The sequence below is a fragment of the Streptomyces spiramyceticus genome, from assembly GCF_028807635.1.
Classification (GTDB): domain Bacteria; phylum Actinomycetota; class Actinomycetes; order Streptomycetales; family Streptomycetaceae; genus Streptomyces; species Streptomyces spiramyceticus.
Genome location: NZ_JARBAX010000001.1, coordinates 2,804,590 through 2,826,855 on the forward strand (window position 1 = coordinate 2,804,590; position 22,266 = coordinate 2,826,855).

At 70.1% G+C, this 22,266-nt stretch carries 19 protein-coding genes; 6 read left to right on the forward strand and 13 right to left on the reverse strand.

Annotated elements, in window-relative coordinates:
• The first annotated feature begins 78 nt into the window (after positions 1 to 78).
• Positions 79 to 1,197 (forward strand): phosphoserine transaminase, encoded by a 1,119-nt coding sequence (serC, locus tag PXH83_RS12480; RefSeq protein WP_274559849.1) that lies wholly within the window; start codon positions 79 to 81, stop codon positions 1,195 to 1,197.
• A 59-nt stretch (positions 1,198 to 1,256) separates the two neighbouring features.
• Here serC and PXH83_RS12485 read toward each other — a convergent pair whose 3' ends face one another.
• The 5 genes from PXH83_RS12485 to PXH83_RS12505 form a co-directional block, all read right to left on the reverse strand.
• Positions 1,257 to 2,948 (reverse strand): IS1182 family transposase, encoded by a 1,692-nt coding sequence (locus PXH83_RS12485; RefSeq protein ID WP_274559851.1) that lies wholly within the window; start codon positions 2,946 to 2,948, stop codon positions 1,257 to 1,259.
• A gap of 292 nt (positions 2,949 to 3,240) precedes the next feature.
• Entirely contained in the window at positions 3,241 to 3,876 is a 636-nt protein-coding gene (locus tag PXH83_RS12490; RefSeq protein WP_274559853.1) for a hypothetical protein, read from the reverse strand.
• Positions 3,877 to 4,015: 139 nt separating this feature from the next.
• A complete protein-coding gene (locus PXH83_RS12495) occupies positions 4,016 to 5,323 on the reverse strand; it encodes an ATP-binding protein (protein WP_274559855.1) in 1,308 nt (435 codons plus the stop codon).
• A 222-nt stretch (positions 5,324 to 5,545) separates the two neighbouring features.
• Complete coding sequence (locus tag PXH83_RS12500) at positions 5,546 to 5,737, reverse strand: DUF6381 family protein (protein ID WP_274559857.1); 192 nt, start codon at positions 5,735 to 5,737, stop codon at positions 5,546 to 5,548.
• 84 nt (positions 5,738 to 5,821) lie between these two features.
• Positions 5,822 to 6,817, reverse strand: coding sequence for a WD40 repeat domain-containing protein (locus PXH83_RS12505; RefSeq protein ID WP_274559859.1), 996 nt, complete (start codon positions 6,815 to 6,817; stop codon positions 5,822 to 5,824).
• A 58-nt stretch (positions 6,818 to 6,875) separates the two neighbouring features.
• Here PXH83_RS12505 and PXH83_RS12510 point away from each other — a divergent pair, with 58 nt between their 5' ends.
• Positions 6,876 to 7,589 carry a GDSL-type esterase/lipase family protein gene (locus PXH83_RS12510; protein WP_274559861.1) on the forward strand — a complete coding sequence of 238 codons (714 nt, stop codon included), beginning with the start codon at positions 6,876 to 6,878 and terminating at the stop codon, positions 7,587 to 7,589.
• On the opposite strand, the gene PXH83_RS12515 is transcribed toward PXH83_RS12510, so the two are convergent.
• Positions 7,567 to 8,775, reverse strand: a complete 1,209-nt coding sequence (locus tag PXH83_RS12515; RefSeq protein WP_274559864.1) for an alpha/beta hydrolase family protein — start codon at positions 8,773 to 8,775, stop codon at positions 7,567 to 7,569. The genes PXH83_RS12510 and PXH83_RS12515 overlap by 23 nt on opposite strands.
• A 124-nt stretch (positions 8,776 to 8,899) precedes the next feature.
• On the opposite strand from PXH83_RS12515, the gene PXH83_RS12520 reads away from it, so the two are divergent.
• Entirely contained in the window at positions 8,900 to 9,898 is a 999-nt protein-coding gene (locus tag PXH83_RS12520) for an aldo/keto reductase (protein ID WP_274559866.1), read from the forward strand.
• Between the two features lie 159 nt (positions 9,899 to 10,057).
• On the opposite strand, the gene thpR is transcribed toward PXH83_RS12520, so the two are convergent.
• From thpR to PXH83_RS12535, 3 genes are read right to left on the reverse strand one after another with little or no spacing between them, the layout of a single operon-like run.
• Positions 10,058 to 10,627: an RNA 2',3'-cyclic phosphodiesterase gene (gene thpR, locus PXH83_RS12525; RefSeq protein ID WP_274559868.1), complete on the reverse strand. Its 570-nt coding sequence runs from the start codon at positions 10,625 to 10,627 to the stop codon at positions 10,058 to 10,060.
• A gap of 45 nt (positions 10,628 to 10,672) precedes the next feature.
• Positions 10,673 to 11,992 carry an MFS transporter gene (locus PXH83_RS12530; protein WP_274559870.1) on the reverse strand — a complete coding sequence of 440 codons (1,320 nt, stop codon included), beginning with the start codon at positions 11,990 to 11,992 and terminating at the stop codon, positions 10,673 to 10,675.
• A 37-nt stretch (positions 11,993 to 12,029) separates the two neighbouring features.
• Positions 12,030 to 12,467, reverse strand: a complete 438-nt coding sequence (locus PXH83_RS12535; RefSeq protein ID WP_274559872.1) for a MarR family winged helix-turn-helix transcriptional regulator — start codon at positions 12,465 to 12,467, stop codon at positions 12,030 to 12,032.
• Positions 12,468 to 12,597: 130 nt separating this feature from the next.
• On the opposite strand from PXH83_RS12535, the gene PXH83_RS12540 reads away from it, so the two are divergent.
• Positions 12,598 to 12,780: a ribbon-helix-helix protein, CopG family gene (locus tag PXH83_RS12540; protein WP_214919391.1), complete on the forward strand. Its 183-nt coding sequence runs from the start codon at positions 12,598 to 12,600 to the stop codon at positions 12,778 to 12,780.
• Here the strand turns inward: PXH83_RS12540 and PXH83_RS12545 are convergent.
• Entirely contained in the window at positions 12,773 to 14,230 is a 1,458-nt protein-coding gene (locus PXH83_RS12545) for an NCS2 family permease (RefSeq protein ID WP_274559876.1), read from the reverse strand. The genes PXH83_RS12540 and PXH83_RS12545 overlap by 8 nt on opposite strands.
• A 127-nt stretch (positions 14,231 to 14,357) precedes the next feature.
• Here PXH83_RS12545 and PXH83_RS12550 point away from each other — a divergent pair, with 127 nt between their 5' ends.
• Positions 14,358 to 14,657 carry a DUF2530 domain-containing protein gene (locus tag PXH83_RS12550; RefSeq protein ID WP_274559878.1) on the forward strand — a complete coding sequence of 100 codons (300 nt, stop codon included), beginning with the start codon at positions 14,358 to 14,360 and terminating at the stop codon, positions 14,655 to 14,657.
• A 30-nt stretch (positions 14,658 to 14,687) separates the two neighbouring features.
• The gene (locus PXH83_RS12555) at positions 14,688 to 17,111 is read left to right on the forward strand and encodes an HAD-IC family P-type ATPase (protein ID WP_420803154.1); all 2,424 of its coding nucleotides are present in this window, start codon (positions 14,688 to 14,690) and stop codon (positions 17,109 to 17,111) included.
• Positions 17,112 to 17,132: 21 nt separating this feature from the next.
• Here PXH83_RS12555 and PXH83_RS12560 read toward each other — a convergent pair whose 3' ends face one another.
• From PXH83_RS12560 to PXH83_RS12570, 3 genes are all read right to left on the reverse strand, one after another.
• Complete coding sequence (locus tag PXH83_RS12560; protein WP_274559880.1) at positions 17,133 to 17,969, reverse strand: calcium-binding protein; 837 nt, start codon at positions 17,967 to 17,969, stop codon at positions 17,133 to 17,135.
• A 154-nt stretch (positions 17,970 to 18,123) separates the two neighbouring features.
• On the reverse strand, positions 18,124 to 18,966 hold the full coding sequence (locus tag PXH83_RS12565) for a DUF5707 domain-containing protein (RefSeq protein ID WP_274559882.1): 843 nt from the start codon (positions 18,964 to 18,966) through the stop codon (positions 18,124 to 18,126).
• A gap of 102 nt (positions 18,967 to 19,068) precedes the next feature.
• On the reverse strand, positions 19,069 to 22,182 hold the full coding sequence (locus PXH83_RS12570) for a sacsin N-terminal ATP-binding-like domain-containing protein (protein WP_274559884.1): 3,114 nt from the start codon (positions 22,180 to 22,182) through the stop codon (positions 19,069 to 19,071).
• Positions 22,183 to 22,266: the final 84 nt, after the last annotated feature.

Sequence of the window (22,266 nt, forward strand, 5' to 3'; positions counted from 1 at the left end):
TCTCACCCGCCGGAGTGCACGTCTCATCCGGCGGACACGCGTCTCCGGCACCTCTCCCGACCCGCTACGCTCCGGCTCGTGGCTGAGATCCAGATTCCCGCTGACATGAAGCCCGCCGACGGCCGTTTCGGCGCGGGCCCCTCCAAAGTGCGTACGGAGGCGCTGGACGCCCTGGCCGCGACCGGCACGTCCCTCCTCGGCACGTCCCACCGCCAGGCCCCGGTCAAGAACCTGGTCGGCTCGGTGCGTGACGGCGTACGCAACCTCTTCTCTCTTCCCGAGGGCTACGAGGTGATCCTGGGCAACGGTGGCTCCACCGCCTTCTGGGACATCGCGACCCACGGCCTGATCGAGTCGAAGTCCCAGCACCTGACCTTCGGCGAGTTCTCGTCGAAGTTCGCCAAGGCCGCGAAGCTCGCGCCCTGGCTGGCCGACCCGAGCGTCATCTCCTCCGACCCGGGCACGCACCCGGACCCGGTCGCCGAGGCGGGTGTGGACGTCTACGCCTACACCCACAACGAGACTTCGACCGGTGTCGCGGCTCCGATCAAGCGCGTCGCGGGCGCGGACGAGGGCGCGCTGGTCCTCGTCGACGCGACGTCCGGTGCGGGCGGCCTGCCGGTCGACATCACCGAGACCGACGTCTACTACTTCGCCCCGCAGAAGTCCTTCGCCTCCGACGGCGGCCTGTGGCTGGCGGTGTTCTCCCCGGCGGCGCTGGAGCGCGCGGCCCGGATCCACGGTTCCGGCCGCCACGTCCCGGAGTTCTTCTCACTGCCGACGGCGATCGACAACTCCCTCAAGAACCAGACGTACAACACCCCGGCGCTCTCGACGCTCTTCCTGCTCAACGAGCAGCTTGAGTGGATCAACGGCCAGGGCGGCCTGGAATGGTCGACGGCCCGCACGGCGGACTCGTCGAGCCGTCTGTACACGTGGGCCGACAAGGCTTCGTACGCGACGCCGTTCGTCACGGACCCGGCGAAGCGGTCGCAGGTCATCGGCACGATCGACTTCGCGGACGAGATCGACGCTTCGGCCATCGCGAAGGTGCTGCGCGCGAATGGCATTGTCGACACGGAGCCGTACCGGAAGCTGGGTCGCAACCAGTTGCGGATTGCGATGTTCCCGGCGATCGATCCGGCGGATGTCGAGGCGCTGACGGCGTGCGTCGATTACGTGATCGAGAAGCTGTAGCGGTTACTGCTCGGCAGTTTGCGTTCGGTGGGCCCCGGCATTGGGATGATGCTGTTGGTTTATTCGGGGCTCTGCTGCTTCCTCGCCCCGTCGATCGTCTGATCGGCGGGGCGAAGTCGTGTGAAGTGGCTGGTGCGGGTGCGGGCTCGTGGTTGGCCGGTGAGGTGGGCGTCGATGCGGGCGAGGTTGATCGCGGCGCCGGTGAGCTGGTGCTGGAGGCTGCTCTTCGAGAGGCCGCGGTAGCGGGATCTGCGCAGGTCGCAGCGCTGGACACCCTGGGAGATGGTGCCCTCGACCCCCGCCCGGACCTTGTAGCGTTCCTTCCACGCGTCGGTCTTCTGCTCGGCCCGTGCCGTCTGGAGTGCGTGGTGTTCGTCGTGATGGCGCAGTCGCAGCTCGCGGCGTTCCGCGGTGGGCGAGTTGATGCACTCCTGTCGCACCGGGCAGGGCCTGCAGTCGCGCATGGAGAACCGCACCCGCAGCACGGACTGTCCCTTCTGGGAGAGCCGTTCACTCCAGGTGATGCTGGTCTTGCCGCCGGGGCAGACGGCCTGCTTGATGTTCCAGTCGATGGTGAACGCGTCCTGGCCGAAGCCGCTGTTCGCGGTGGCCTGGGCGCTGTTGTCGGTCTGGAAGGGGCCGTGCAGAGCGATGCCGTGCTCGCGTCGGGCGCTGACCAGGGCGGCACCGGTGGGATAGCCGGCATCGACCCAGTGCTCGCCCGGGGCGCAGTCACGTGCGGCGAGCTGGGTGTGGATCGTCTCGGCCATCGTCCGGTCGGAGACGGTGGCCGTCGTCGTGGCGACGTTCGTGATCAGGTTCGGGGTGTCCGGCTCGCAGGTCTCGGTGAGGTGGACCTTGTAGCCGTCCCACATCGTGTCGCGTTTGACGCTGCCGCGGGCGTCGGTGTCATAGGGGGTGACCAGGCGTAACGCGCCCGGCGGCCGGTCTTTTGGGCCCCGCCGCCTCACCTCGCCGTCCACGTGATGGAAGCTCTGGACCCACACCTGCCGAAGCGTTTCCACCTCGGCGAGCCCGCGCAGCCCGGCGGGGGTGCCGGGCGCGAAGACGGCCGCCAGCAGGCGTGTCCCGTCCCGGCCGATCCGCGTCCCCACCTCGTCCCGTTTCACACGGCCGGCGGGAAACCGGCTGTCCTCCGCCCTGGTCGCGTAGTGCCGGAACCAGTCCGGCTCGGCGACACCTGCCAGCCAGTCCGGGGCCGCCTGCGCCAGCGCGTTCAACGCCGCCCGCAGAGTCTCCGCCACCATCTCCAGCCAGCACAGCGCACGCGCCGAGGACAGCACATGCGTGGAATCCGTGCGGGCCCGGCCCGCACGCTTGAGCAGTCCCTTCTCCCGGGCCGCCGCGAGGACACCGTCCAGCACTCGGCGCCCGCCGTCCGCCCCGGCCAGCCGGTCCCGGAACTCCGACAGCACCGAGAAGTCGAAGCCCGTATCGTCCAGTTCCAGGCCGAGTGCGTACTTGACGTCGATCCGCGCCCGCACCGCCTCCGCGGCCTGCCGGTCGGTCAGCCCCTCCACGAACTGCAACACCGACACCAGCGCCAGCCCGGCCGGTGACCAGGCAGGACGTCCCCGGGCAGGGAAGAGATCAGCGAACTCCTCGTCCGTGAACAGCGGCCCCAGCTCATCCCGCAGCCGGATCGCCAGGCTCCCCTTCGGAAACGCGGCCCGAGCCACCCGCACCGTCTCCGCCGGGATCTCCCCAGACCCCTTCGGCTGCATCGACATCCGCACCCACCCCAAACGACAACGTCGGCCTTCAAGACCACAACCAGGTCTTGAAGGCCGACGTCACGCGAGGCCCCGAATAAACCAACAGCATCATTGGGATGCCGGGGCCTCACGGCGTACGGGGCGAAGAGCGCCGCAGGCAACCCCCGCGCACGGGACTCCGCGAGCCGCGCACGTCCCCGGTGGACGGAGTCCACCGCAGCCGGTCGAAGCCCGAGAGGCCCGCCAGGGCCGAGCGGTGCGAGAGCTGCGTCAGGAAGGGGTGGCGGCGTCAGGAAGGGTGGCTGCGTCAGGAGGGGGCCACGCCCGCCTGCGCCTCGGCCTCTTCCCTCTCCCGCGCCTTGATGATCAGCACCACGCCCGCCGCCAGCATCCACAGCGCCATCAGCAGCGGCGTGACCCATGCGCCGAACGGCCCTGACAGCGACAGGATCGCGACCACGAACCCGAACCAGCCGAGCCACCCCGGCACGCCGGAGAGGGCGTGCGAATCGCGCGACACGCGCCAGAGTGCGAACAGCAGCACCGCCGCACCGGCCATCGCCCCGATGAGCGCGCCGTACGACACGTCCAGCAGCAGGATCGCGATGAGCGCCGTCTCCGGGACTACGAGGAACACGTCGGATTCGTCGGCCGTGATCGCGTACATGTTGCCGGCGATGGCCGCGACCATGATCAACACGGCGAACACCGTTCCGCCCACCAGCACGAGGTGCGAGCGGTTGCCCGCCAGACGGGCCAGCGCGACCAGGAAGAACATGAACAGCAGGCTCGACGCGAGCAGCATCAGCGCCGCCGCTTCCGCCAGGCCCTGGTTGCTGTCCTTCGCATAGAAGGTCACGACGTCCTCGATCGCGTCCCGCCCCCCGGTGTCGGGTGTACGCATCCACAGCACGTGTCCGGCAATCAGCAGCGCTGCGGACACGATCCCGGCAATCCCCGGCCACAGGTCCCTGTGCGGAGGGGCTTCTACGCTCTGCGACGCTGCCACCATCGTGGCCTCCTACGAGGGCATCCCCGAGCCTTTACGGTTCACCCCATTTTGACACCGATGGCCGATCCGTTCAGAACCGCGCGTGGGCGGTGATGTCCGCGCCGAACTGATCGATCATGGCCGGCGTCACCGTCGGCCGGCACTGGGCGACGGCTGCCAGGTAGTCCTTGGTGGTCGCGCCGAGCTCCCGCTGATCCCTGAGCCCGGCCGCAGGCCCGGACGACGCCCCGGCCTCTTCCAGGTCCCGCTCGAACGCGCTCTGCGCGGCGATCCGGGCCGCGTGCTCGATGTCGGCCGGGGTGAACAGTTCCGTGGCCTCCACCAGGACCGCCACGTCCACGTCCGCCCGGCCCTCCGTGTACCGCGACCAGATCGCGGCCCGCGCCGCCGCGTCCGGGGTGCCGATCGGGATCACGTAGTCGAACCTGCCGGGGCGCAGGAACGCCGGATCGAGCGACCGTACGGAGTTGGTCGCGCACACCAACAGACGCTCGTCCCGCTCCCGGAAACCGGGTATGAGCTTGAGCAGCTCATTGGTCACTCCGTGCATCCCGCCGGGCTGCGCGGGCTCGGTGCGTACCGGGGCGATTTCCTCGACCTCGTCGATGAAGACAAGGACCCGCTCCAGCTCCGCGATCCGGGCGAACGCGCTGCGCAGTGCCGCCGCGAGGTTCCCCTCGTCCGCCAGCCGGGAGGGCAGCAGCTCCACGAACGGCCAGCCCAGCTTGGAGGCGATGCCCCGGGCGAATGTCGTCTTTCCCGTTCCCGGCGGGCCGAACAGGGCGACGGCCCGCGGCGGCCTGACCCCGTGCCTGGCGGCCCGCTCCGGCTCCGCCAGCGGCAGTACGACGCGCCGCTCGATCAGGTCCTTCTCCGCCTCCATGCCTGCGACCTTCGCCCACAGGTCGTTCGGCAGGAAGCGTCCGCCGAGGTCTTCAAGGAGGCTGGCGGCGGGGCCGTGGAGCGGTTCGACCTTCTCGAAGTACGCCACGGCGGGCTGCCGCGTGTAGCCCGCGTTGAGCAGCCCTTCGCCGAGCAGGTCCTCCTCGGGCAGGACGTAGGCGATACGGCCCACCCTGGCGGCGACGAGCCGTCGCTCCAGCTCCACCAGGAGGGCGCTCGCCAGGCCCCGGCCGCGCCAGGCCGACGAGATGGCGATACGCATCACCCAGCCGCGCTCACCGGCCACGCAGCCCAGCGCCGTACCGATGGGGACGCCCTGGTGGACGGCGACGACGGCGGGCTGGCGCGAGGTGAGCGCTCCGATGCATTCGGCGAGCGAGAAGACGGACTCCTGCCCGAGCTCGGCCGTGGTGTCGATCAGGTGGACCACTGCCGCGAGATCGCTCTCGCGGTAGTCGTGGATGAGCCAGTTCACGCTTGCCGCCCCTCGTTCGTGCCGTTCCGATGCCGGTTCCGGTTTTCCTGAGCCGGTTACCGGTTCGGGTGAGGCTAGGGGCGGGGGTACGGCGGGGCCCTTCTCCACAGTGCACAAGCCACGGCCGAAACTCCGCCGTTCCGTCCGTAGCCAGGGCCCTGTAACGGCCGATGGCCCCCGGTCCGCCTGCGCGGTACGGGGGCCATCGCCTACCAGGTGGGGTTACTCAGGGGGGAACTGCTCCTGCGTGCCCATCGGGCGCTCCTGCTGACTCTGCTCCATGAGGCGGCGAGCCTTCTCCTGGAGCTTCTGACGCTCCTGGGGGTCGGTCGCGCGCTCCGCGGCCTCGTTCAGCTGCCTGGCCTTCTCGCGCATCTGCTGCGACCGGCCGCCAGTTTCGCCTGCAACGCTCATCGTCACTCCTTGACGCTAGGGAGAGCGGGCACATTCAGCGAACCAGGGCCTGGTTACTCTCGCATCTCGAAACGTCACCGTCCGTTACGAACGCCGCAGCAGCCGCTTCAGGCCGGCGAACACGACAAACGCTCCCCCAAGGACGACCAGCCCCAGCGTGACCTTGCCGCCGCTTCCGCTGTCTCCGTCGTCTCCGCCGTCGGCACCCGGCGAACCGCCCCCCGACTCGGAGGGCGACTTCCCTCCGGGCTCGTCACCGCCCTGTCCCTTCCCGTCCACGTCCACCTTCGCGACACTGCTGCCCGCCCCCTCCGAGCCGAACATCAGCGCCGATCCGTCGGCCGTGTACGTCACCGACTCGGCCTGCCCCATGAGAGGAGCCCGTACCCGCCGGTCCGCCCCCAGCCGCCCGCCCTTCCAGGCATACGCACGGGCGCTGAAGTACGAACGCAGCGTCAGCTCCTCCCCGTCCGGCGAGAACGCCCCGTCCGTCACCCACGGCACGTCGTCGATCCGCCGGAAGACATTCGTGCCGCGCGCCGACAGCTGCGCGGGCCCTTCGTAAAGCCCGCCGCCGTCCTCGTTCTTGCTGGCGATGTAGACCCGGCCGGTTTTCGGATGCACCATCAGCGCCTCGGCGTTGCGCGCCCCGTCGGCGTACTTGACGGTGAACTGCGTCGCGTCGACGGTCGCGTCCGCCAGCTTCTTCGGCTCGGGGAAGCGGTAGATCCACACATGGCTCCAGCTCCCGTCGAGGTTGTCGCCGATGTCGCCGACGTACACATTCCCGTCGGCCCCGATGGAGATGCCCTCCACGTCGCGCGGCGCCCCGACCCCGCGCATGGTGAGGGTCGCCACCGTCTCGCCGGTCCTGGAGTCCACGGCGTAGATGTACGCCCCGTCGTCGCTGTCGTTGTGCGTCCAGTAGATGCCCGGGTGGATGCGGCTGGCGGCGAGCCCGCTGGATTCGGTGATCCTCCGGTCCTTGATCGTGAAGCCGTCGTCGGCGACGGCCGTACCGGCCGCGAGCAGGACAAGGGCGGCGGCACCGGGGGCGACGACGTACGAAAGCGAACGCATGGCCCAAGTGTTCATCATCACGTGGTTGAGCACCGCACCGATCCGGGATGATGACGCAATGCGCTTCTTGTTCGTCGGCGATTCCATGACCATCGGGCGTGCCGGCGACTTCACCTGGCGCTACCGCATGTGGCAACACCTGTCGGCGTCTTTCGGCGGCCCGTTCGGGATCACCGGCCCCCGTACCGAGTTGTACGACACCTTCGCGGACGCCCCGGTCTCCTGCGACTACGGCGACCCGGCCTTCCCCGAGCACGCCCGCCGTCACCTGGCGGGCTGGGGCGAGGGCTGGCTGCACATGGCCCCGCTGATCCGGGAGACGGTGGCTTCGACACGGGCGGACACGCTCCTCGTCTCCCTCGGCCTGATAGACCTCGGCTTCTACACCGACTCGGCGCAGACCGCCGACAACGCTGAACTCTTCATGGCCGAGGCCCGCGCCGCCAACCCCCGCGTCCGCATCGCGGTCCACCCGGTCATACCCAACGTCAGGGCCGAGTCGGACGCCCCCTTCGCCGCCGAGTGCGACCGCTTCAACGAGCTGCTGGCGAAGGCGGTGGCCAACCTCGACACCGCCGCCTCGCCCCTGCTCCTGGTCTCGCCCCACGCGACGTACGACATCCATCAGGACACGTACGACGGCACCCACCCCGGCCCCTCCGGCGAGCACAAGCTGGCGGCGGCTTTCGCCGACGCGATGCACGTGGCGTGGGGCGTGGGCGGGCCGTACTCCGGCGACGGCTGCCGCGTCAGCGCCGGAACTGGAAATTGACTTCCGGATTGGCGGGCGTGGGTCCGTCCAGCAGCGGCTGCCGGATCCCGCGCAGGTGCTGCTCGAAGAACGCGCCGACGTAGTCCCGGGTGATCTCGCCCGACCGCTGCCCGGACAGCGGAGCGTCGGGGTGGGACAGGCCCAACTGCGCGCCCAGAACCGGGAAATCAATGAAAGTGAAGTGACCGGAACCGGTCACGGTCAGCCACCGCTTCCACCCGTCCAGGCGCTCCCATCCCTCGCCCCAGCTCGTGTCCTTGCTGTCGGGCCGGTGGCCCGCGTCGGTGCCGAGCATCATGAACGGGCGGCCGCCGAGGCCGTCGGCCGGCACGGGGGCGAAGAAGGTGCCGTCCATGTTCACCCCGGCCCGTATGCGGCTGTCGGACGCCATGGCGCGGGCGGCGCTGTTGCCGCCGATGGAGTGCCCGGCAATCCCTATCCGCTTGCGGTCGATGATTCCGGCGTTCTTCCAGGCTGGTTGACGGCCGGTCAGCCGGTCGAGGACGAAGGAGACGTCGGCGGCCCGCCCGTTGGCGACGGCGGCCAGGGCCGCCCTGCTCTTCTCCCCCTTGGGCAGCGCGTTGATCGTGTCGCATGCGACGCAGGTCAGCGTGCGCCCGCCGGGGAAGGCCGTGCCGACGGACTCGTAGGCGTGGTCGATCAGGGCCACGACGTAACCGCGCGCGGCCAGCTCCTCGCCGAGGAGCGTGAGAGTGGCGCGGTGCACCGAGAACCCGGGCGACAGCACGACCAGCGGATGCCTGCCCGGCACGGGACGGGCGTCCGTACGCGCGGTCGCGCGGGTGCCGCTGAGCAGCTCGGGCGGGAAGACACCCGCGTAACCCTGGCTCTCCAGCAGCAGCCGGGCTTCTTCCGTCGTCATGTACGGCGCGACGTCCCCGCCGGTCCGGGGGCGGGCCGGGTAGTACATCGAGACCATCAGCTCCCTCGCCCCGGCCGACGGCACCCAGGGGTCGCGGCGGCTTGTGTCGACGAGGTGCAGGGTCTGGCGGCCGGTGGCGTACGGGCCGGTGGGACGCGGCAGTTCGAGCTGCTGGGTGACTGCGGCGGAGGCGCTCGGGACGGGGGCGTCTGCCAACGCCGTCCCTGCCGAAGCGATCGGCACGATCGGCAGAGACAGGCCGAGCGCGAGTATGGCGGCTGCGGTACGTCGTCGAATGACCATGAGCCGACGGTAGGCAATGCAACCCCCCGAGCACCCCTGACGAAAGTCAACTCCCCTGCGGGGCAATGCGGGACCAGCCATGTCACTTGCTTCGAGCGCGCTCGAAGGCGTTGGCTTGTTTCCCATGAAGTACACGCAGCTCGGACGCACGGGACTCAAAGTCAGCCGGCTCGTTCTCGGGACGATGAACTTCGGGCCACAGACCGACGAGGCCGACAGCCACACGATCATGGACGCCGCCCTCGGCGCGGGCGTCAACTACTTCGACACCGCCAACGCCTACGGATGGGGCGCCGACAAGGGGCGCACCGAGGAGATCATCGGCTCCTGGTTCGCGCAGGGCGGCGGCCGTCGGGACAAGACGGTCCTCGCCACCAAGGTGTACGCCAACATGTCGCTGGACGACACGCCTCCCTGGCCCAACCACGACCGGCTCTCGGCCCTCAACATCCGGCGGTCGGTCGACGCCAGCCTCAAGCGGCTGAAGACCGACTACATCGACATCTACCAGTTCCATCACGTCGATCGACACACACCGTTCGAGGAGATCTGGCAGGCCGTCGACGTCCTGATCCAGCAGGGCAAGATCCTCTACGCCGGGTCGTCGAACTTCGCGGGCTGGCACATCGCACGCGCCAATGAGACGGCGCGGCGGCTCGGGTCGTACGGCCTGGTCAGCGAGCAGTGTCTGTACAACCTGGCCGAGCGCCGCGCCGAGATGGAGGTCATCCCGGCGGCGCGCGAGTACGGCCTCGGGGTCGTCCCGTGGTCGCCGCTGCACGGCGGGCTGCTCGGCGGCGTGCTCCGCAAGGAGCGCGAGGGCGGGGCGGCGCGCTCGCAGGCCGGACGGTCGGCGGCGGCGCTGGCCCGAACCGAGGTACGGCAGCAGGTGCAGGCGTACGAGGACCTGCTCGACAAGCACGGCCTCGCGCCGGGCGAGGTGGCGCTGGCCTGGCTGCTGACCCGGCCCGGTGTGACGGGGCCGATCGTCGGGCCGCGCACGGCGGACCAGCTGGCGTCGGCGTTGCGGGCGGTCGAACTGGAGCTGGCGGAGGATGTGCTGAGTTCGCTGGACGAGATCTTCCCGGGGCCCGGCCCGTCTCCGGAGGCCTTCGCCTGGTAGTCGCCCGGTGGTTCTGACGGCTGCGGTCGGTCGGTCAGCCGCCGACCGCGGCCGCCACGGCGACGACGGCGAACATCAGCACGAGTACGCCGGCCATGATCTGGTTTCGGATTTTCGGATTCACGTGTCGAGCGTAACCGGCCGGGACTGCGGGCCGTGTCAGTGCCCCAGCGGCCAGGAAGCGACCGTCTCGTAGCGGGGCTTTTTTCCGAGTACGCCGCCGCCCGGCAGGTTGCTGCGTACGAGAGCGAGCTCCCCCACCGTCCACGCCGCGCCCTCGAAGTCGACGAGCGCGTCGACGTACGGCCGCAGGTCCGTGGTGGTGCCGAGCCGGGTCCGGGCGATGGTCAGATGCGCCTTGTACGCCCGGTGCTCCTCCATCGCCACCCCGGCCCGCCGGGCCGCCGCGTCCGCCCTCTCCGCGAGGCGCCGCATGTCGTCGAGCCCGCCGGCGGCCCCGACCCACAGCGCCCGCTGTCCGAAGCGGCCGCCGGCGTGGAGGCGCAGTGGGAAGGAGTCCTGGCGGGCGGCGGCCCGCCCGAGCCGCCGCGTCAGATCGGGCATGAGGTCCTCGTCGACCTCACCCATGAACGCGAGCGTGAAGTGCCAGCCGGGCCGCCCGGTCCAGCGCAGTTCGTCCGCACCGGGCAGGGCGTGCAGCCGGTCGACGGCGAGGCCGAGTTCGTCGATGGCCGGGTCGGGCGGAATTACGGCGGCGAAGAGTCTCATGCGACCAGTTTCCGGCACGCGCTGATCATCTGTCGCCGCCGTCCGTCAAGCTGCCGTTGCGAGCTGTTCGCGCGGTACGAAGCGCACGTGCTGGTGGCCGCGGCGCATGTCGACCTTCAGGCGCAGGCCGCCGACGCGGGCCAGTACCAGGCCCACGGCGAGGGCTGCCAGGGCGGAGATGATGCCGCCCGCGGCGAAGCCGATCCGGGCGCCGTACGTGTCGGTGATCCAGCCGAAGAGCGGGGCGCCCAGCGGCGTACCGCCCGTGAAGACCATCATGAACAGGCTCATCACCCGGCCGCGCATGGCGGGGTCCGTGGCCATCTGCACGCTGGAATTGGCCGTGACATTGACCGTCAGGCCGAACATCCCGATCGGCACCAGCAGCGCCGCGAAGATCCAGAAGGACGGGGCCGCAGACGCCACGATCTCCAGGATTCCGAAGGCCACGGCCGCACCCACCAGCAGTCGCAGCCTCGACGTGCCGCGACGGGCGGCGAGCAGGGCGCCCGCGAGTGATCCGGCGGCCATCAGGGTGTTGAGCCAGCCGTACATGCCGGCGCCGCCCTGGAAGACGTCGTCGACGAAGGCGGAGAGCCAGATCGGGAAGTTGAAGCCGAAGGTGCCGATGAAGCCGACGAGCACGATGGGCCAGATCAGCTCGGGGTGCGCGGAGACGTACTTCAGGCCTTCCCGCAGCTGGCCCTTGCCGCGCGGCGCGCGCTCGACCTTGTGGAGTTCGGACGTACGCATCATCAGCAGCCCGAGGACGGGCGCGAGGAAGGAGAGGCCGTTGAGCAGGAACGCGTAGCCGCTGCCGACGGCCGTGATCAGCAGACCGGCGACGGCGGGGCCGACGAGGCGTGCGGACTGGAAGTTGGCGGAGTTGAGGCTGACCGCGTTCTGGAGGTCCTTGGGGCCGACCATCTCGACGACGAAGGCCTGCCGGGCCGGGTTGTCGACGACGGTGACGAGTCCGGTGAGGAACGCGGTGGCGTAGACGTGCCAGACCTCGACGTGTCCGGTCAGGGTGAGGGCCGCCAGCGCCAGGCCGGTGATGCCCATGGCGGACTGGGTGGCGAGCAGCAGGGGCCGCTTGCGCAGCCGGTCGGCGAGTACGCCGCCGTACAGGCCGAAGAGCAGCATCGGCAGGAACTGCAGCGCGATGGTGATGCCGACGGCGGAGGCCGATCCGGTGAGGGACAGGACCAGCCAGTCCTGGGCGATGCGCTGCATCCAGGTGCCGGTGTTGGAAACGACTTGCCCGCTTGCGAAGAGCCGGTAGTTACGGATCTTGAGCGAGCTGAACATGGAAGTAGGTGCGGTCGGTGCGGGTGCGGAGTCTGCTCCGGGTCCCGTACTCAAAAGGGTTCGCCTCCTCGGCGGCGCGCGGGTTGCTGGGTCAGAGGTGTGCGAGCTTCTCCAGGACCGGGGCGGCGGCACGCAGCTTCGCCCACTCGTCCTCGTCCAGGCCTTCGGCGAGTCCGGCCAGCCAGGCATTGCGCTTGCGGCGGCTCTCTTCGAGCATCGCCTCGGCGGTTTCGGTCTGGCTGACCACCTTCTGCCGGCGGTCGTCGGGGTGCGGCTCCAGCCTGACCAGCCCCTTGGCTTCGAGCAGCGCCACGATGCGGGTCATCGAGGGCGGCTGCACATGCTCCTTGCGGGCCAGCTCACCGGGGGTGGCGGAACCGCATCGGGCGAGGGTGCCGAGTACCGACATCTCGGTCGGGCTCAGCGATTCGTCGACGCGCTGATGCTTCAGGCGTCGGCCCAGCCGCATGACGGCGGAGCGCAGGGAGTTCACAGCGGCAGCGTTGCCGGCGTGCGACAGGTCAGGCATGTAGTTAGCTTAAGTCATTACCCACACTAAAGACCAGCCGGATACCCTCCCCGCCGCATCTCACCCGTACGAGTGAGTCAGCTCCGGAAAGTGACGCGTCGGCGGGCCCACTCCGGCGACCCTGTTGTTCATGGGATCGACAGTGCTCAGCCTGCGGATAGACGGTGAGCTGTTCGACCGTCTCCGGGACCATGCCGCCAAACGCGGAATGAGCGTCCAGGACTATGTGGTCCGGACGCTCATTCGCGACGACTTCGACGAACGCTTCAAGACGGCGGTCGACGAAACAGAGAAGTTCTACGGCCTTACGTGAGATTCAGGGCCGGCATCAGGTAGTAGAAGGCGAAGACCGCCGACACCGCGTACATCGCCACCGGCACCTCGCGTCCCCGCCCGGCCGCCAGCCTCAGCACACAGAAGCTGACGAAGCCGATGCCGATGCCATTCGTGATCGAGTACGTGAACGGCATCATCACCATCGTCAGGAACGCCGGGATCGCCAGCGTGTGGTCGCTCCAGTCGATGTCCTTGACCGAGCCCGACAGGATCAGGAAGCCCACCGCGAGCAGCGCCGGGGTGGCGGCCTGCGAAGGCACCATCGTGACCAGCGGGGTCAGGAAGAGGCCGACGGCGAAGAGGCCACCGGTGACCATGTTCGCGAGGCCCGTACGGGCGCCCTCGCCGACACCGGCGGTGGACTCGACGAAGCAGGTGGTGGCGGAGCTGGAGGTGCCGCCGCCCGCGGCGACCGCGATGCCGTCGACGAACAGGACCTTGTTGACGCAGGGCAGGCTGCCCTTCTCGTCCAGCAGCTTGGCCTCGTCGCTGACGCCGAGGATCGTCCCCATCGCGTCGAAGAAGCAGGACAGCAGCACGGTGAAGACGAAGAGGACACCGGTCAGCAGGCCGACCTTCTCGAACCCGCCGAACAGGCTGACCTGGCCGACCAGGCCGAAGTCGGGCGAGGCCACCGGGTTGCCGGGCCACTCGGGCGTCGTCAGCCCCCACCCGCCGGCCGGGATGTCCGCGACCGCGTTGATGACCAGCGCGACGACCGTCATCACGACGATCGAGACGAGGATCGCGCCCGGCACCTTGCGGACGATCAGCGCGAGCGTGAGCAGTACGCCGAGTACGAAGACCAGGACCGGCCAGCCGCCCAGGTGGCCGTCGCCGCCGAGCTGGAGCGGGACGGTGGTGTGCGCGGCGTCCGGGATGCGGGAGACGAAACCGGAGTCGACCAGGCCGATCAGCATGATGAAGAGGCCGATGCCGATCGCGATGCCCTTGCGCAGGCTGAGCGGCACCGCGCTCATCACGCGCTCGCGCAGACCGGTCGCGACGAGCAGCATCACGACGAACCCGGCCAGGACGACCATGCCCATCGCGTCGGGCCAGCTCATGCGGGGCGCGAGCTGGAGCGCGACGACGGTGTTGACGCCGAGCCCGGCGGCCAGCGCGATCGGCACATTGCCGATGACGCCCATCAGCAGCGTGGAGAACGCCGCGGTCAGCACGGTGGCGGTGACCAGCTGGCCGCCGTCGAGCTGGTGACCGTACATGTCCTTCGCGCTGCCCAGGATGATCGGGTTCAGCACGATGATGTAGGCCATCGCGAAGAAAGTGGCGAGACCGCCGCGGATCTCACGGCCGACGGTGGAGCCCCGCTCGGAGATCTTGAAGAAGCGGTCCAGTGGTCCGGATGTTCCCTGGGGGGCGGGCTTCGGGGCGGTGGCCACGGGGGTGGGGGCCGACGTGCTCATGCGGTCCTCATTGGGGATTCATACGAAGAAAACGGGCCAAGGCCAAACCGTTTCAGTATGAACACATGAACGAGAGGGCGTCCATCTCCGCGCGTAGACCCCGCCTTTCGCCACCTAGACTGACCGCATGGCGAAGTGGACCCCCAAGCACGAGGCACCCGAGCCCCTTGAGGGGCCCGTGGTCGCCACCATCGTCGGCGGCACGATCCTGTGGTTCGTCCTCTTCCTGGTGCAGCTCCCCTTCTACGGCTGGTTCGACGACCGCGGCCGGGCGTGGTGGGTATGGACCTGCCTGGCCGGCGCCGGACTCGGACTGATCGGCATTTGGTACGTGCACGGGCGCGACGCGGCGATCAAGCGCGCGAAGGCGGAGGCGGCGGCCGAGGCGGCCAGATCGACCCCTGATTCCGGGTCACTCGACGGGTAAAGCAGCACATCTCGCCGTACCGTCGAAAACATGACCCAGCGGGCAGAGATCGACGCGGGCTCCGAGCTCGATCCTGTACACCCCATGTCATTGCCGCAGACCGCCCGCAGAGCGCCCGGGCTCAGTACGTCCGAGGTCGCCGAGCGGGTGGCGCGCGGTGAGGTCAACGACGTACCGGTGCGCAGTTCGCGTTCCGCCACGGAGATCATCAGGGCCAACGTCTTCACCCGCTTCAATGCCATCATCGGCGTCCTCTGGGTGATCATGCTCTTCGTCGCGCCGATCCAGGACGGCCTCTTCGGCTTCGTGATCGTCGCCAACACCGGCATCGGAATCGTCCAGGAACTGCGCGCCAAGAAGACCCTCGACGGCCTCGCCGTCATCGGCGAGGCCAGACCGAAGGTCCGCCGCAACGGGACGTCCGCCGAGGTGTCCACCTCCGAGATCGTCCTCGGCGACCTGGTCGAGCTGGGTCCCGGCGACAAGGCCGTCGTCGACGGCGAGGTCGTCGAGACCGACAGCCTGGAGGTCGACGAGTCGCTCCTCACCGGCGAGGCCGACCCGGTGTTCAAACAGCCCGGCGACCAGGTCATGTCCGGCAGCTTCGTCGTCGCGGGCGGCGGCGCCTTCACCGCGACCAAGGTCGGCCGCGAGGCGTACGCCACACAGCTCGCCGAGGAGGCGTCGCGCTTCACGCTCGTCCACTCCGAGCTGCGCAACGGCATCAACCAGATCCTCAAGTTCGTGACGTGGCTGATGGTGCCGACGGCGATCGGCCTCATCATCAGCCAGCTGGTCGTCAAGGACACCGACTTCAGGAACTCGGTCGCGCGCACCGCCGGCGGCATCGTCCCGATGATCCCCGAGGGCCTGGTGCTGCTGACCTCGGTGGCTTTCGCGGTCGGCGTGATCCGGCTCGGCCGCAGGCAGTGCCTCGTGCAGGAGCTGCCCGCGATCGAGGGCCTCGCGCGGGTCGACGTGGTGTGCCTGGACAAGACGGGCACGCTCACCGAGGGCGGCATGGACGTCACCGAAGTGCGGCTGCTGAACGGCTCGGGAGCCGACGAGGCCTACGTACGGACCGTGCTCGGCGCACTGGGCGAGTCCGACCCCCGGCCCAACGCCAGCCTCCTGGCGATCAAGGAGGCCTACCCGGACGGCGCCTCCTGGCACTGCACCGAGGCGCTGCCCTTCTCCTCCGCCCGCAAGTACAGCGGCGCCAGCTTCAGCGAGGGCGAAGGCCGCAGCAGCAGCTGGCTGCTCGGCGCACCCGATGTGCTGCTGCCGCACGGTGATCCGTACCTCGACGAGATCGACCTGCTCAACCGGCAGGGCCTGCGCGTCCTGCTGCTCACCCGTATCTGCAGGGACCTGGACGACCCGCACATCACGGACGGCTCCAGCGCCACCGCCCTGGTCGTCCTCGAACAGCGGCTGCGTCCCGATGCCGCCGACACCCTCCAGTACTTCGCCGACCAGAACGTCGCCACGAAGGTCCTCTCCGGTGACAACGCGGTGTCGGTGGGCGCGGTGGCGGCCAAGCTCGACATGCCGGGCGCCGCTGCCACCGTCGACGCCCGCACCCTGCCCGCCGACCGGGCCGAGATGGCGGACGCGATGGACGCGGGCGCGGTCTTCGGGCGGGTCAACCCGCAGCAGAAGCGCGAAATGGTCGCGGCGCTCCAGTCGAAGGGCCATACGGTCGCGATGACGGGCGACGGCGTCAACGACGTACTCGCGCTCAAGGACGCGGACATCGGCGTCGCGATGGGCTCCGGGTCGGAGGCGACGCGGGCCGTGGCGCAGATCGTCCTGCTCAACAACAGCTTCGCGACGCTGCCGTCGGTGGTCGCCGAGGGCCGCCGGGTCATCGGCAACATCACCCGGGTCGCCACCCTCTTCCTCACGAAGACGGTGTACTCCGTGCTGCTGGCCATTCTGGTGGTCTGCTCACAGATCGAGTACCCGTTCCTGCCACGCCACTTGACGCTGCTGTCCACCCTGACGATCGGCGTCCCGGCGTTCTTCCTGGCGCTGGCGCCCAACAAGGAACGCGCCCAGCCGCACTTCGTACGCAGGGTGATGCGGTACTCGATCCCGAGCGGCATCATCGCCGCATCCGCGACCTTCTGTACGTACCTGCTGGCCCGGTCGCACTACACGGGCCCGGACGCCCTGTCCGCCGAGACGAGCGTGGCGACGCTCACGCTCTTCCTGGTGTCCCTCTGGGTCCTGGCGATCATCGCCCGCCCGTACACCTGGTGGCGCGTCGGCCTGGTGGCCGTGATGAGCCTCTGCTTCGTGCTCGTGCTCGTCGTCCCGTGGCTGCAGGACTTCTTCGCGCTGAGACTGATGGGCACGATGCTGCCGTGGACGGCGGTGGGGGTGTCGGCGGTGGCGGCGGCCGCCCTGGAGCTGGTGTGGCGCTGGGTCGGCCGCCGCTTCCCCGCGTAGCGGGATTCCTGCTTCCGGTGCTTAGCGCACGTCGACGTAGTCGCCGGTGGCCGTGACCGGGGCGGTCGTCGACGTACCGGCGAAGGCCCAGCGCCAGTAGCCGTCCGAGGCGGCTGTGACGGTGGTCTTCAGGTTGCCGGTGCTGTTCGTGTTCACCGTCTTGACGGTGCTGTACGTGCTGGTGCCGGCCTTGCGGAACTGGAGCTTCACCGGCTGCGCGGTGTAGCCCGCGTAGACGTCGGTGTCCCAGTTGGCGCGGGCCAGCTTGCCCGTGACCGTGATGGGCTTGCCCTGCACGACCGGCTCCGGAGAGGCGTTGGCCGACAGCGTCGAAGCGCGCAGGATCTTCGTCGTACCGGCGACGCTGTCGGTGTGGGAGTCACCGTCGGCACCGATGGCCGAGACCCACAGCTTCCAGGTGCCGGCGGTCTTGTTCTCCATGAGCGCCGGGTCAATCACGATGCTGTACTTGCACTTGGACGTCGTCGCGCTGACCTCGGTGCAGGTGCCGGTCGGGCTGGTCGGACCGAAGAAGCCGACGGCGTTGTCGATGTCCTCGCCGGCGCCGTTCCACAGGAACGAGTGGATCTCGTAGATGCCCTCGGGGTCGGTGGCGGTGACCTCGGCGGTGATGGTCTTCTTCGCCGTGGTGCCGAGCGAGAGCGCCTTGCCGCCGTTGACGACCACCTTCGTGATCCGGGTGTCGCCGTCGATTTCGTCCGCCGGCACCTGAGCGGCGAGGGCCGCAGCCCGGTCGGGCGCCGGCTTCGGCTCGTAGGTGGCCTGGGCGGCCGGGACGACGAAGGCGGAAAGAGCCAGGGCGCCGGAAACGGCAGCCACAGTGGTACGAATGCGCATGATTTCCCCACGAATTGATGCGATACCGCCGTGTTTCCCCCCGGCGGCATCTTGGAATGCTCAGTGATGCTGAGTCACGTGCGACGGCGGCCGCCTTGAGCCGATGTGGCTCGGGGGCGGCCGCCGCTTGCCCCCGCGAACGGGGGTTCAGTGCTTACTGGACGTCGACGTAGTCACCGGCCGCGGAGACCGCGGGGGTGGTCGACGTACCCGCGAACGAGTAGCGCCAGTAACCGTCGGACGCCGCCGTGACGGTGGTCGACAGGTTGCCGGTGCTGTTCGTGTTCACCGTCTTGACGGTGGTGTACGTGCTGGTGCCGGCCTTGCGGAACTGGAGCTTCACCGGCTGGGCGGAGTAGCCCGCGTAGGTGGAGGTCTCCCAGTTGGCACGGGACAGCTTGCCCGTGACCGTGATGGTCTTGCCCTTGACGACCGGCTCGGGAGAAGCGTTGACCGTCAGCTTCGAGAAGCGCTGGACGCGGTGCGTCTTGTACGCGTCCTTCCACATGTAGTCGCCGTCCTTGCCGGCAGCCGCGGCCGTGACCTTCCACGTGCCGGCGAGCGAGTTCTTGTACAGGTCGATCTGCGGGTCGACCGTGAAGGTCAGCTTGCAGGTCGACGTCGTGGCGCTGGACGCCGTGCAAGTGACCGGCTCGTCGTTCAAGAACTCGTTCGAGAGGAACAAGCCGTCCGGGTCGTCGACCGAAGCGCCGTGCCAGAGGTCGACGTACGCGTCCGCGATACCGGACGGGTCCGTCGCGGTCACCGAGACGGTGAAGGTCTTGGTGGCCGTGGTGCCGAGAACGATGTCCTTGCCACCGTTGACGACGACATTGGTGATCTGGGTGTCGCCGACGATCTCGTCAGCGGGTGCCTGACCGGCGAAGGCCGACAGGTTGCCCGACTTCGAGGTGTCCTCGGCCTGGGCGGCCGGGACGACGAAGGCGGAAAGAGCCAGGGCGCCGGAAACGGCAGCCACAGTGGCACGTATGCGCATGTATGTCCCCACATGTATGCGATCCGCCGCGTCTCCCCCCGGCAGGATCTTTGAGTGTCGAACGGAGTGTAAGGAGCGCGCGGAGAGTTCGTAAACAATAAATCAGTCGAACCAGCGGTCCCGAGCCAATTCTTCCGTCCGCGACGGGTCTTCGATCAGCGCAGCCACCTCGAAGCGACGAGGCCACTGGCCCGCCGACCAGGCAAGACCCGCCGCCACGCCCTCCAGGGTGGCCGCGTGGACCACGCCGTCGGGGGTGCGGCGCCAGTCGAGTTCGACGCCGCCCGCGAGGAGCTCTTCGTGTTCGATGTACGTGTCGGGGGTTTCGGCGCCGAGCAGGACCCGTACCGCTTCCGGAACCTCCCGCTCCACGCCCTCCGACGTCACCGCCGCCTCGGCCGACTCGCTCAGGCGGCGCACCTGGAAGAGCTCCGCGAGGAAGCCGGCCCTGGAGGGGGCCACCGGTAGCAGCGGCAGGCCCGTCGTGAGCGGCAGCAGGTCGGGGGCGTCGGCGATCACCGCGTCCGCCGCGTCGACGACCCGTACCTCGCCGTCCACGACCGCGCGCAGCTCGTCGGGGAGGGTCACCTGGTCGGGGTCGAGGAACGCCAAAGCGCCGTACAGGCCGTGCAGTTGACGTGCACTGACCGTGCGGTCGGGGTCCGCGAGGCGGCCCAGGAGCTCGGCCGCGCCGCCCGGCTCGTCGAGGAGTGCGGCCACGGAGGTCCGTACGCCCAGGGCCCGCAGGACCTGCTCGTCCTCGAAGCCGGTCGCGTCCACGGACGCGTACAGCCCGTCGAGCAGCGGATCGCCGCCCGCCGACCTGAGGCCCGCGGGGCGGCGCCCGTCGAGGACGGGGTGGTCGCGCAGCCACCATGCGGTGTACGGGCGTACGGACTGCGTCGTGCCGTCCGGCAGCAGTACGCGCACGGGCTGGGTCAGCGCGTCCCGCAGCGGGGGCTGGGCGAGCAGCGCGAGGGCCTGCGGCCAGGCGTCGTCGTCCACCAGGTCCAGGTCGCGTACGGCGACGATCTCGGTGGCGACCGGCGGCACGGGCGTTTCCGGCAGCTGGTCGAGGATGTCCTCGCACCACACGTCCACGGCGTCCAGCAGGCCGACGTCGTCGGGCTCGGCGAAGTCACCCTCGCGCGGCTCCAGTTCGTCGGGGTCGAGTACGACGTCCGTCGTCCGTACGAGCGCGAAGTTGGCCAGGACACCGCAGGCGGTGAGCGGCTGCTCGCCCCAGCGGGCGGCAAGATCCGCGTCGCACAGCGCGAGCTCGTCCTGGCGCATGATGTGCGCGAACGGGCTGTGGGGCAGGACGAGTTCACCGGCGGGCGAGAGCTCGCCGTCCTCGTCGGGAAGGGCGAGCGCGCCCAGCCAGGGCTCGTCGCCCGGCGAAAGCTCGGCGTCCCGTACGAGCGCCAGAACCGTTTCCGCCAGCTCCTCGGCGTCGGGCGCGTCCTCGTCCCACATCCCGCCGTCGTCCATCGAGGCGGCGACCGCGAGCCGCACCTGCGGGGTGGTCAGCACGGCGCGCGGGGTGGCGGGCAGTGCGCCGAGCTTTTCGAGGAGGGGGTGGGCGGCGTCGGGGTGGGCCACCTTCAGGCCGAGGCGGGCGAGCTGCGCCGGGTCACCGCCGTCCTCCGCGAGCGGCAGCAGCACCTGCCGGGGGCCGATCGCCGTACGACCACTGGCGAGCGGCACCGGCAGCCCGGAGAGGCGGTCCGGGTCCACGCCGGCCAGCGACTCGTACAGCCGGTGCCACCAGGCGGGGTCGCGCTCGGCGCCCGCGAGGCGCTCGATGGCGTCGCCCAGCGGCAGCCGGCCCACGCCGAGGGTGCGCAGCTCGGCGCGGCGCTCCAGCCCTGCGGGCAGCAGCGTCGGCAGGACCTCGGCCATGACACGCACCGTGTCCGCGCCCGCACCCTCCACGACCTCCGCCTCGAACGGGCGCAGGGCGGTGAGTTCCTCGGACGGCGCGGCCGGGGCGAGGAACGCGACGCGCGGCAGCCGGTCGGTGATCGCCCGGCGCAGCGCCCCGTCCAGCTCGCTCTTGCCGAGCGGGCCGGGGACGAGGTCGACGGTGGCGGTGGAAACGGGCTCCCAGTCGCCGAGCAGTTCGGCGTACGCATCGGCCGCGCGCTGCACGAGGAAGTCGGTCAGCGGGCCTGGCGCCGGGTGGCGGCGGGTGGTGTCCAGCGGCAGCGACGCGATCAACAGGGCGGGGACGCCGAGGGGTTCGTCGGTCGGCGTGGGCGCGTGTACGACGGGAGCCGTGCGGGGCTGCTGCGGTGCGCCTTCCAGGTCCACGGGGACGGCCCAGGTGACCGCCCAGTGGGGGCGCAGGCGCTCCTCGACGGGGCGGTCGGCGAGGAGGGCGGGCTTGAGGTTGCCGGTGTGGGTGACGGTGCGCCAGCGGGTGGTGCCGCGGGCGGTGTCGTCGATGTGCACGTAGTCCTCGTGCACGGTCCGGGTCAAGATCCTTGCGGCGTCGGGCGTTTCGACGACGACCTCGGTCAGCCCCGGCAGGGTCAGCAGCAGGGCGTCGTCGATGCCGTCGAGGAGATGCTGGACGAGGTCGACGGCGCCGCCGTCGCGCAGCGGGAGGACGACGACGGTGTCGTACCCGTTGGGCGCGGTGCCCTCTGCGGGCAGCGGCAGCCGGAGCAGGGGTACGTGCCCGTCGCGGCGGCGCAGCTCGTCGGCGAGCCCACCGCTCTGCGCGCCCTGGGCGGCGTGCTCCGCCAGGCCCCGGGCTTCGGCCAGGGACCAGCGGACGCCGCCGTGCCGGCCGAGGACGGCGGGCTCGTCGCTGACCGCCAGCACGGCGGCGAACCCGACGCCGAAGCGGCCGACGGCGCTGTCCGTGTCCTCGCGCTTGGCGGAGGCGCGCAGGGTGCTGAGCGATTCGACGCCGGCGGCGTCGAGGGGGGCGCCGGTGTTGGCCGCGGCGAGGACGGCGGGGGCGTCGGCGGTGGCCGCGTGCAGGGTGAGCCGGAGCCGGCCGGTCACTCCGGCGCGGGCGGCGGCGTCGGCGGCGTTCTGCGCCAGCTCTACGACGAGGCGGTCGCGGTAGCCGCCGAGAGCGAGGTCCTCCTCGGCGTTGGCGTCCTCGCGGAAGCGGGCGGAGCTCGCGGTCCACGCGTCGAGCACCCCACGTCGCAGCCGCGCCGTCCCGAACGGATCGGCCTCGTCGGTCGCCCTGACGCTCACGCTTGTCTCCGCTCTGCTCTGTCACGATGTGCGGCCCGAACGTACCGTGCGCCGGTGGATGCTCGGCGCCAGGCCGGACCGGAC

What these genes read in the sequence shown, in the direction of transcription:
- PXH83_RS12485 (WP_274559851.1), bottom strand. Translation starts at nt 2,948, where the DNA reads ATGTCGATGCAGCCGAAGGGGTCTGGGGAGATCCCGGCGGAGACGGTG.
- PXH83_RS12500 (WP_274559857.1), bottom strand. Translation starts at nt 5,737, where the DNA reads ATGAGCGTTGCAGGCGAAACTGGCGGCCGGTCGCAGCAGATGCGCGAG.
- PXH83_RS12505 (WP_274559859.1), bottom strand. Translation starts at nt 6,817, where the DNA reads ATGCGTTCGCTTTCGTACGTCGTCGCCCCCGGTGCCGCCGCCCTTGTC.
- PXH83_RS12510 (WP_274559861.1), top strand. Translation starts at nt 6,876, where the DNA reads ATGCGCTTCTTGTTCGTCGGCGATTCCATGACCATCGGGCGTGCCGGC.
- PXH83_RS12515 (WP_274559864.1), bottom strand. Translation starts at nt 8,775, where the DNA reads ATGGTCATTCGACGACGTACCGCAGCCGCCATACTCGCGCTCGGCCTG.
- PXH83_RS12520 (WP_274559866.1), top strand. Translation starts at nt 8,900, where the DNA reads ATGAAGTACACGCAGCTCGGACGCACGGGACTCAAAGTCAGCCGGCTC.
- thpR (WP_274559868.1), bottom strand. Translation starts at nt 10,627, where the DNA reads ATGAGACTCTTCGCCGCCGTAATTCCGCCCGACCCGGCCATCGACGAA.
- PXH83_RS12535 (WP_274559872.1), bottom strand. Translation starts at nt 12,467, where the DNA reads ATGCCTGACCTGTCGCACGCCGGCAACGCTGCCGCTGTGAACTCCCTG.
- PXH83_RS12540 (WP_214919391.1), top strand. Translation starts at nt 12,598, where the DNA reads ATGGGATCGACAGTGCTCAGCCTGCGGATAGACGGTGAGCTGTTCGAC.
- PXH83_RS12545 (WP_274559876.1), bottom strand. Translation starts at nt 14,230, where the DNA reads ATGAGCACGTCGGCCCCCACCCCCGTGGCCACCGCCCCGAAGCCCGCC.
- PXH83_RS12550 (WP_274559878.1), top strand. Translation starts at nt 14,358, where the DNA reads ATGGCGAAGTGGACCCCCAAGCACGAGGCACCCGAGCCCCTTGAGGGG.
- PXH83_RS12555 (WP_420803154.1), top strand. Translation starts at nt 14,688, where the DNA reads ATGACCCAGCGGGCAGAGATCGACGCGGGCTCCGAGCTCGATCCTGTA.
- PXH83_RS12560 (WP_274559880.1), bottom strand. Translation starts at nt 17,969, where the DNA reads ATGCGCATTCGTACCACTGTGGCTGCCGTTTCCGGCGCCCTGGCTCTT.
- PXH83_RS12565 (WP_274559882.1), bottom strand. Translation starts at nt 18,966, where the DNA reads ATGCGCATACGTGCCACTGTGGCTGCCGTTTCCGGCGCCCTGGCTCTT.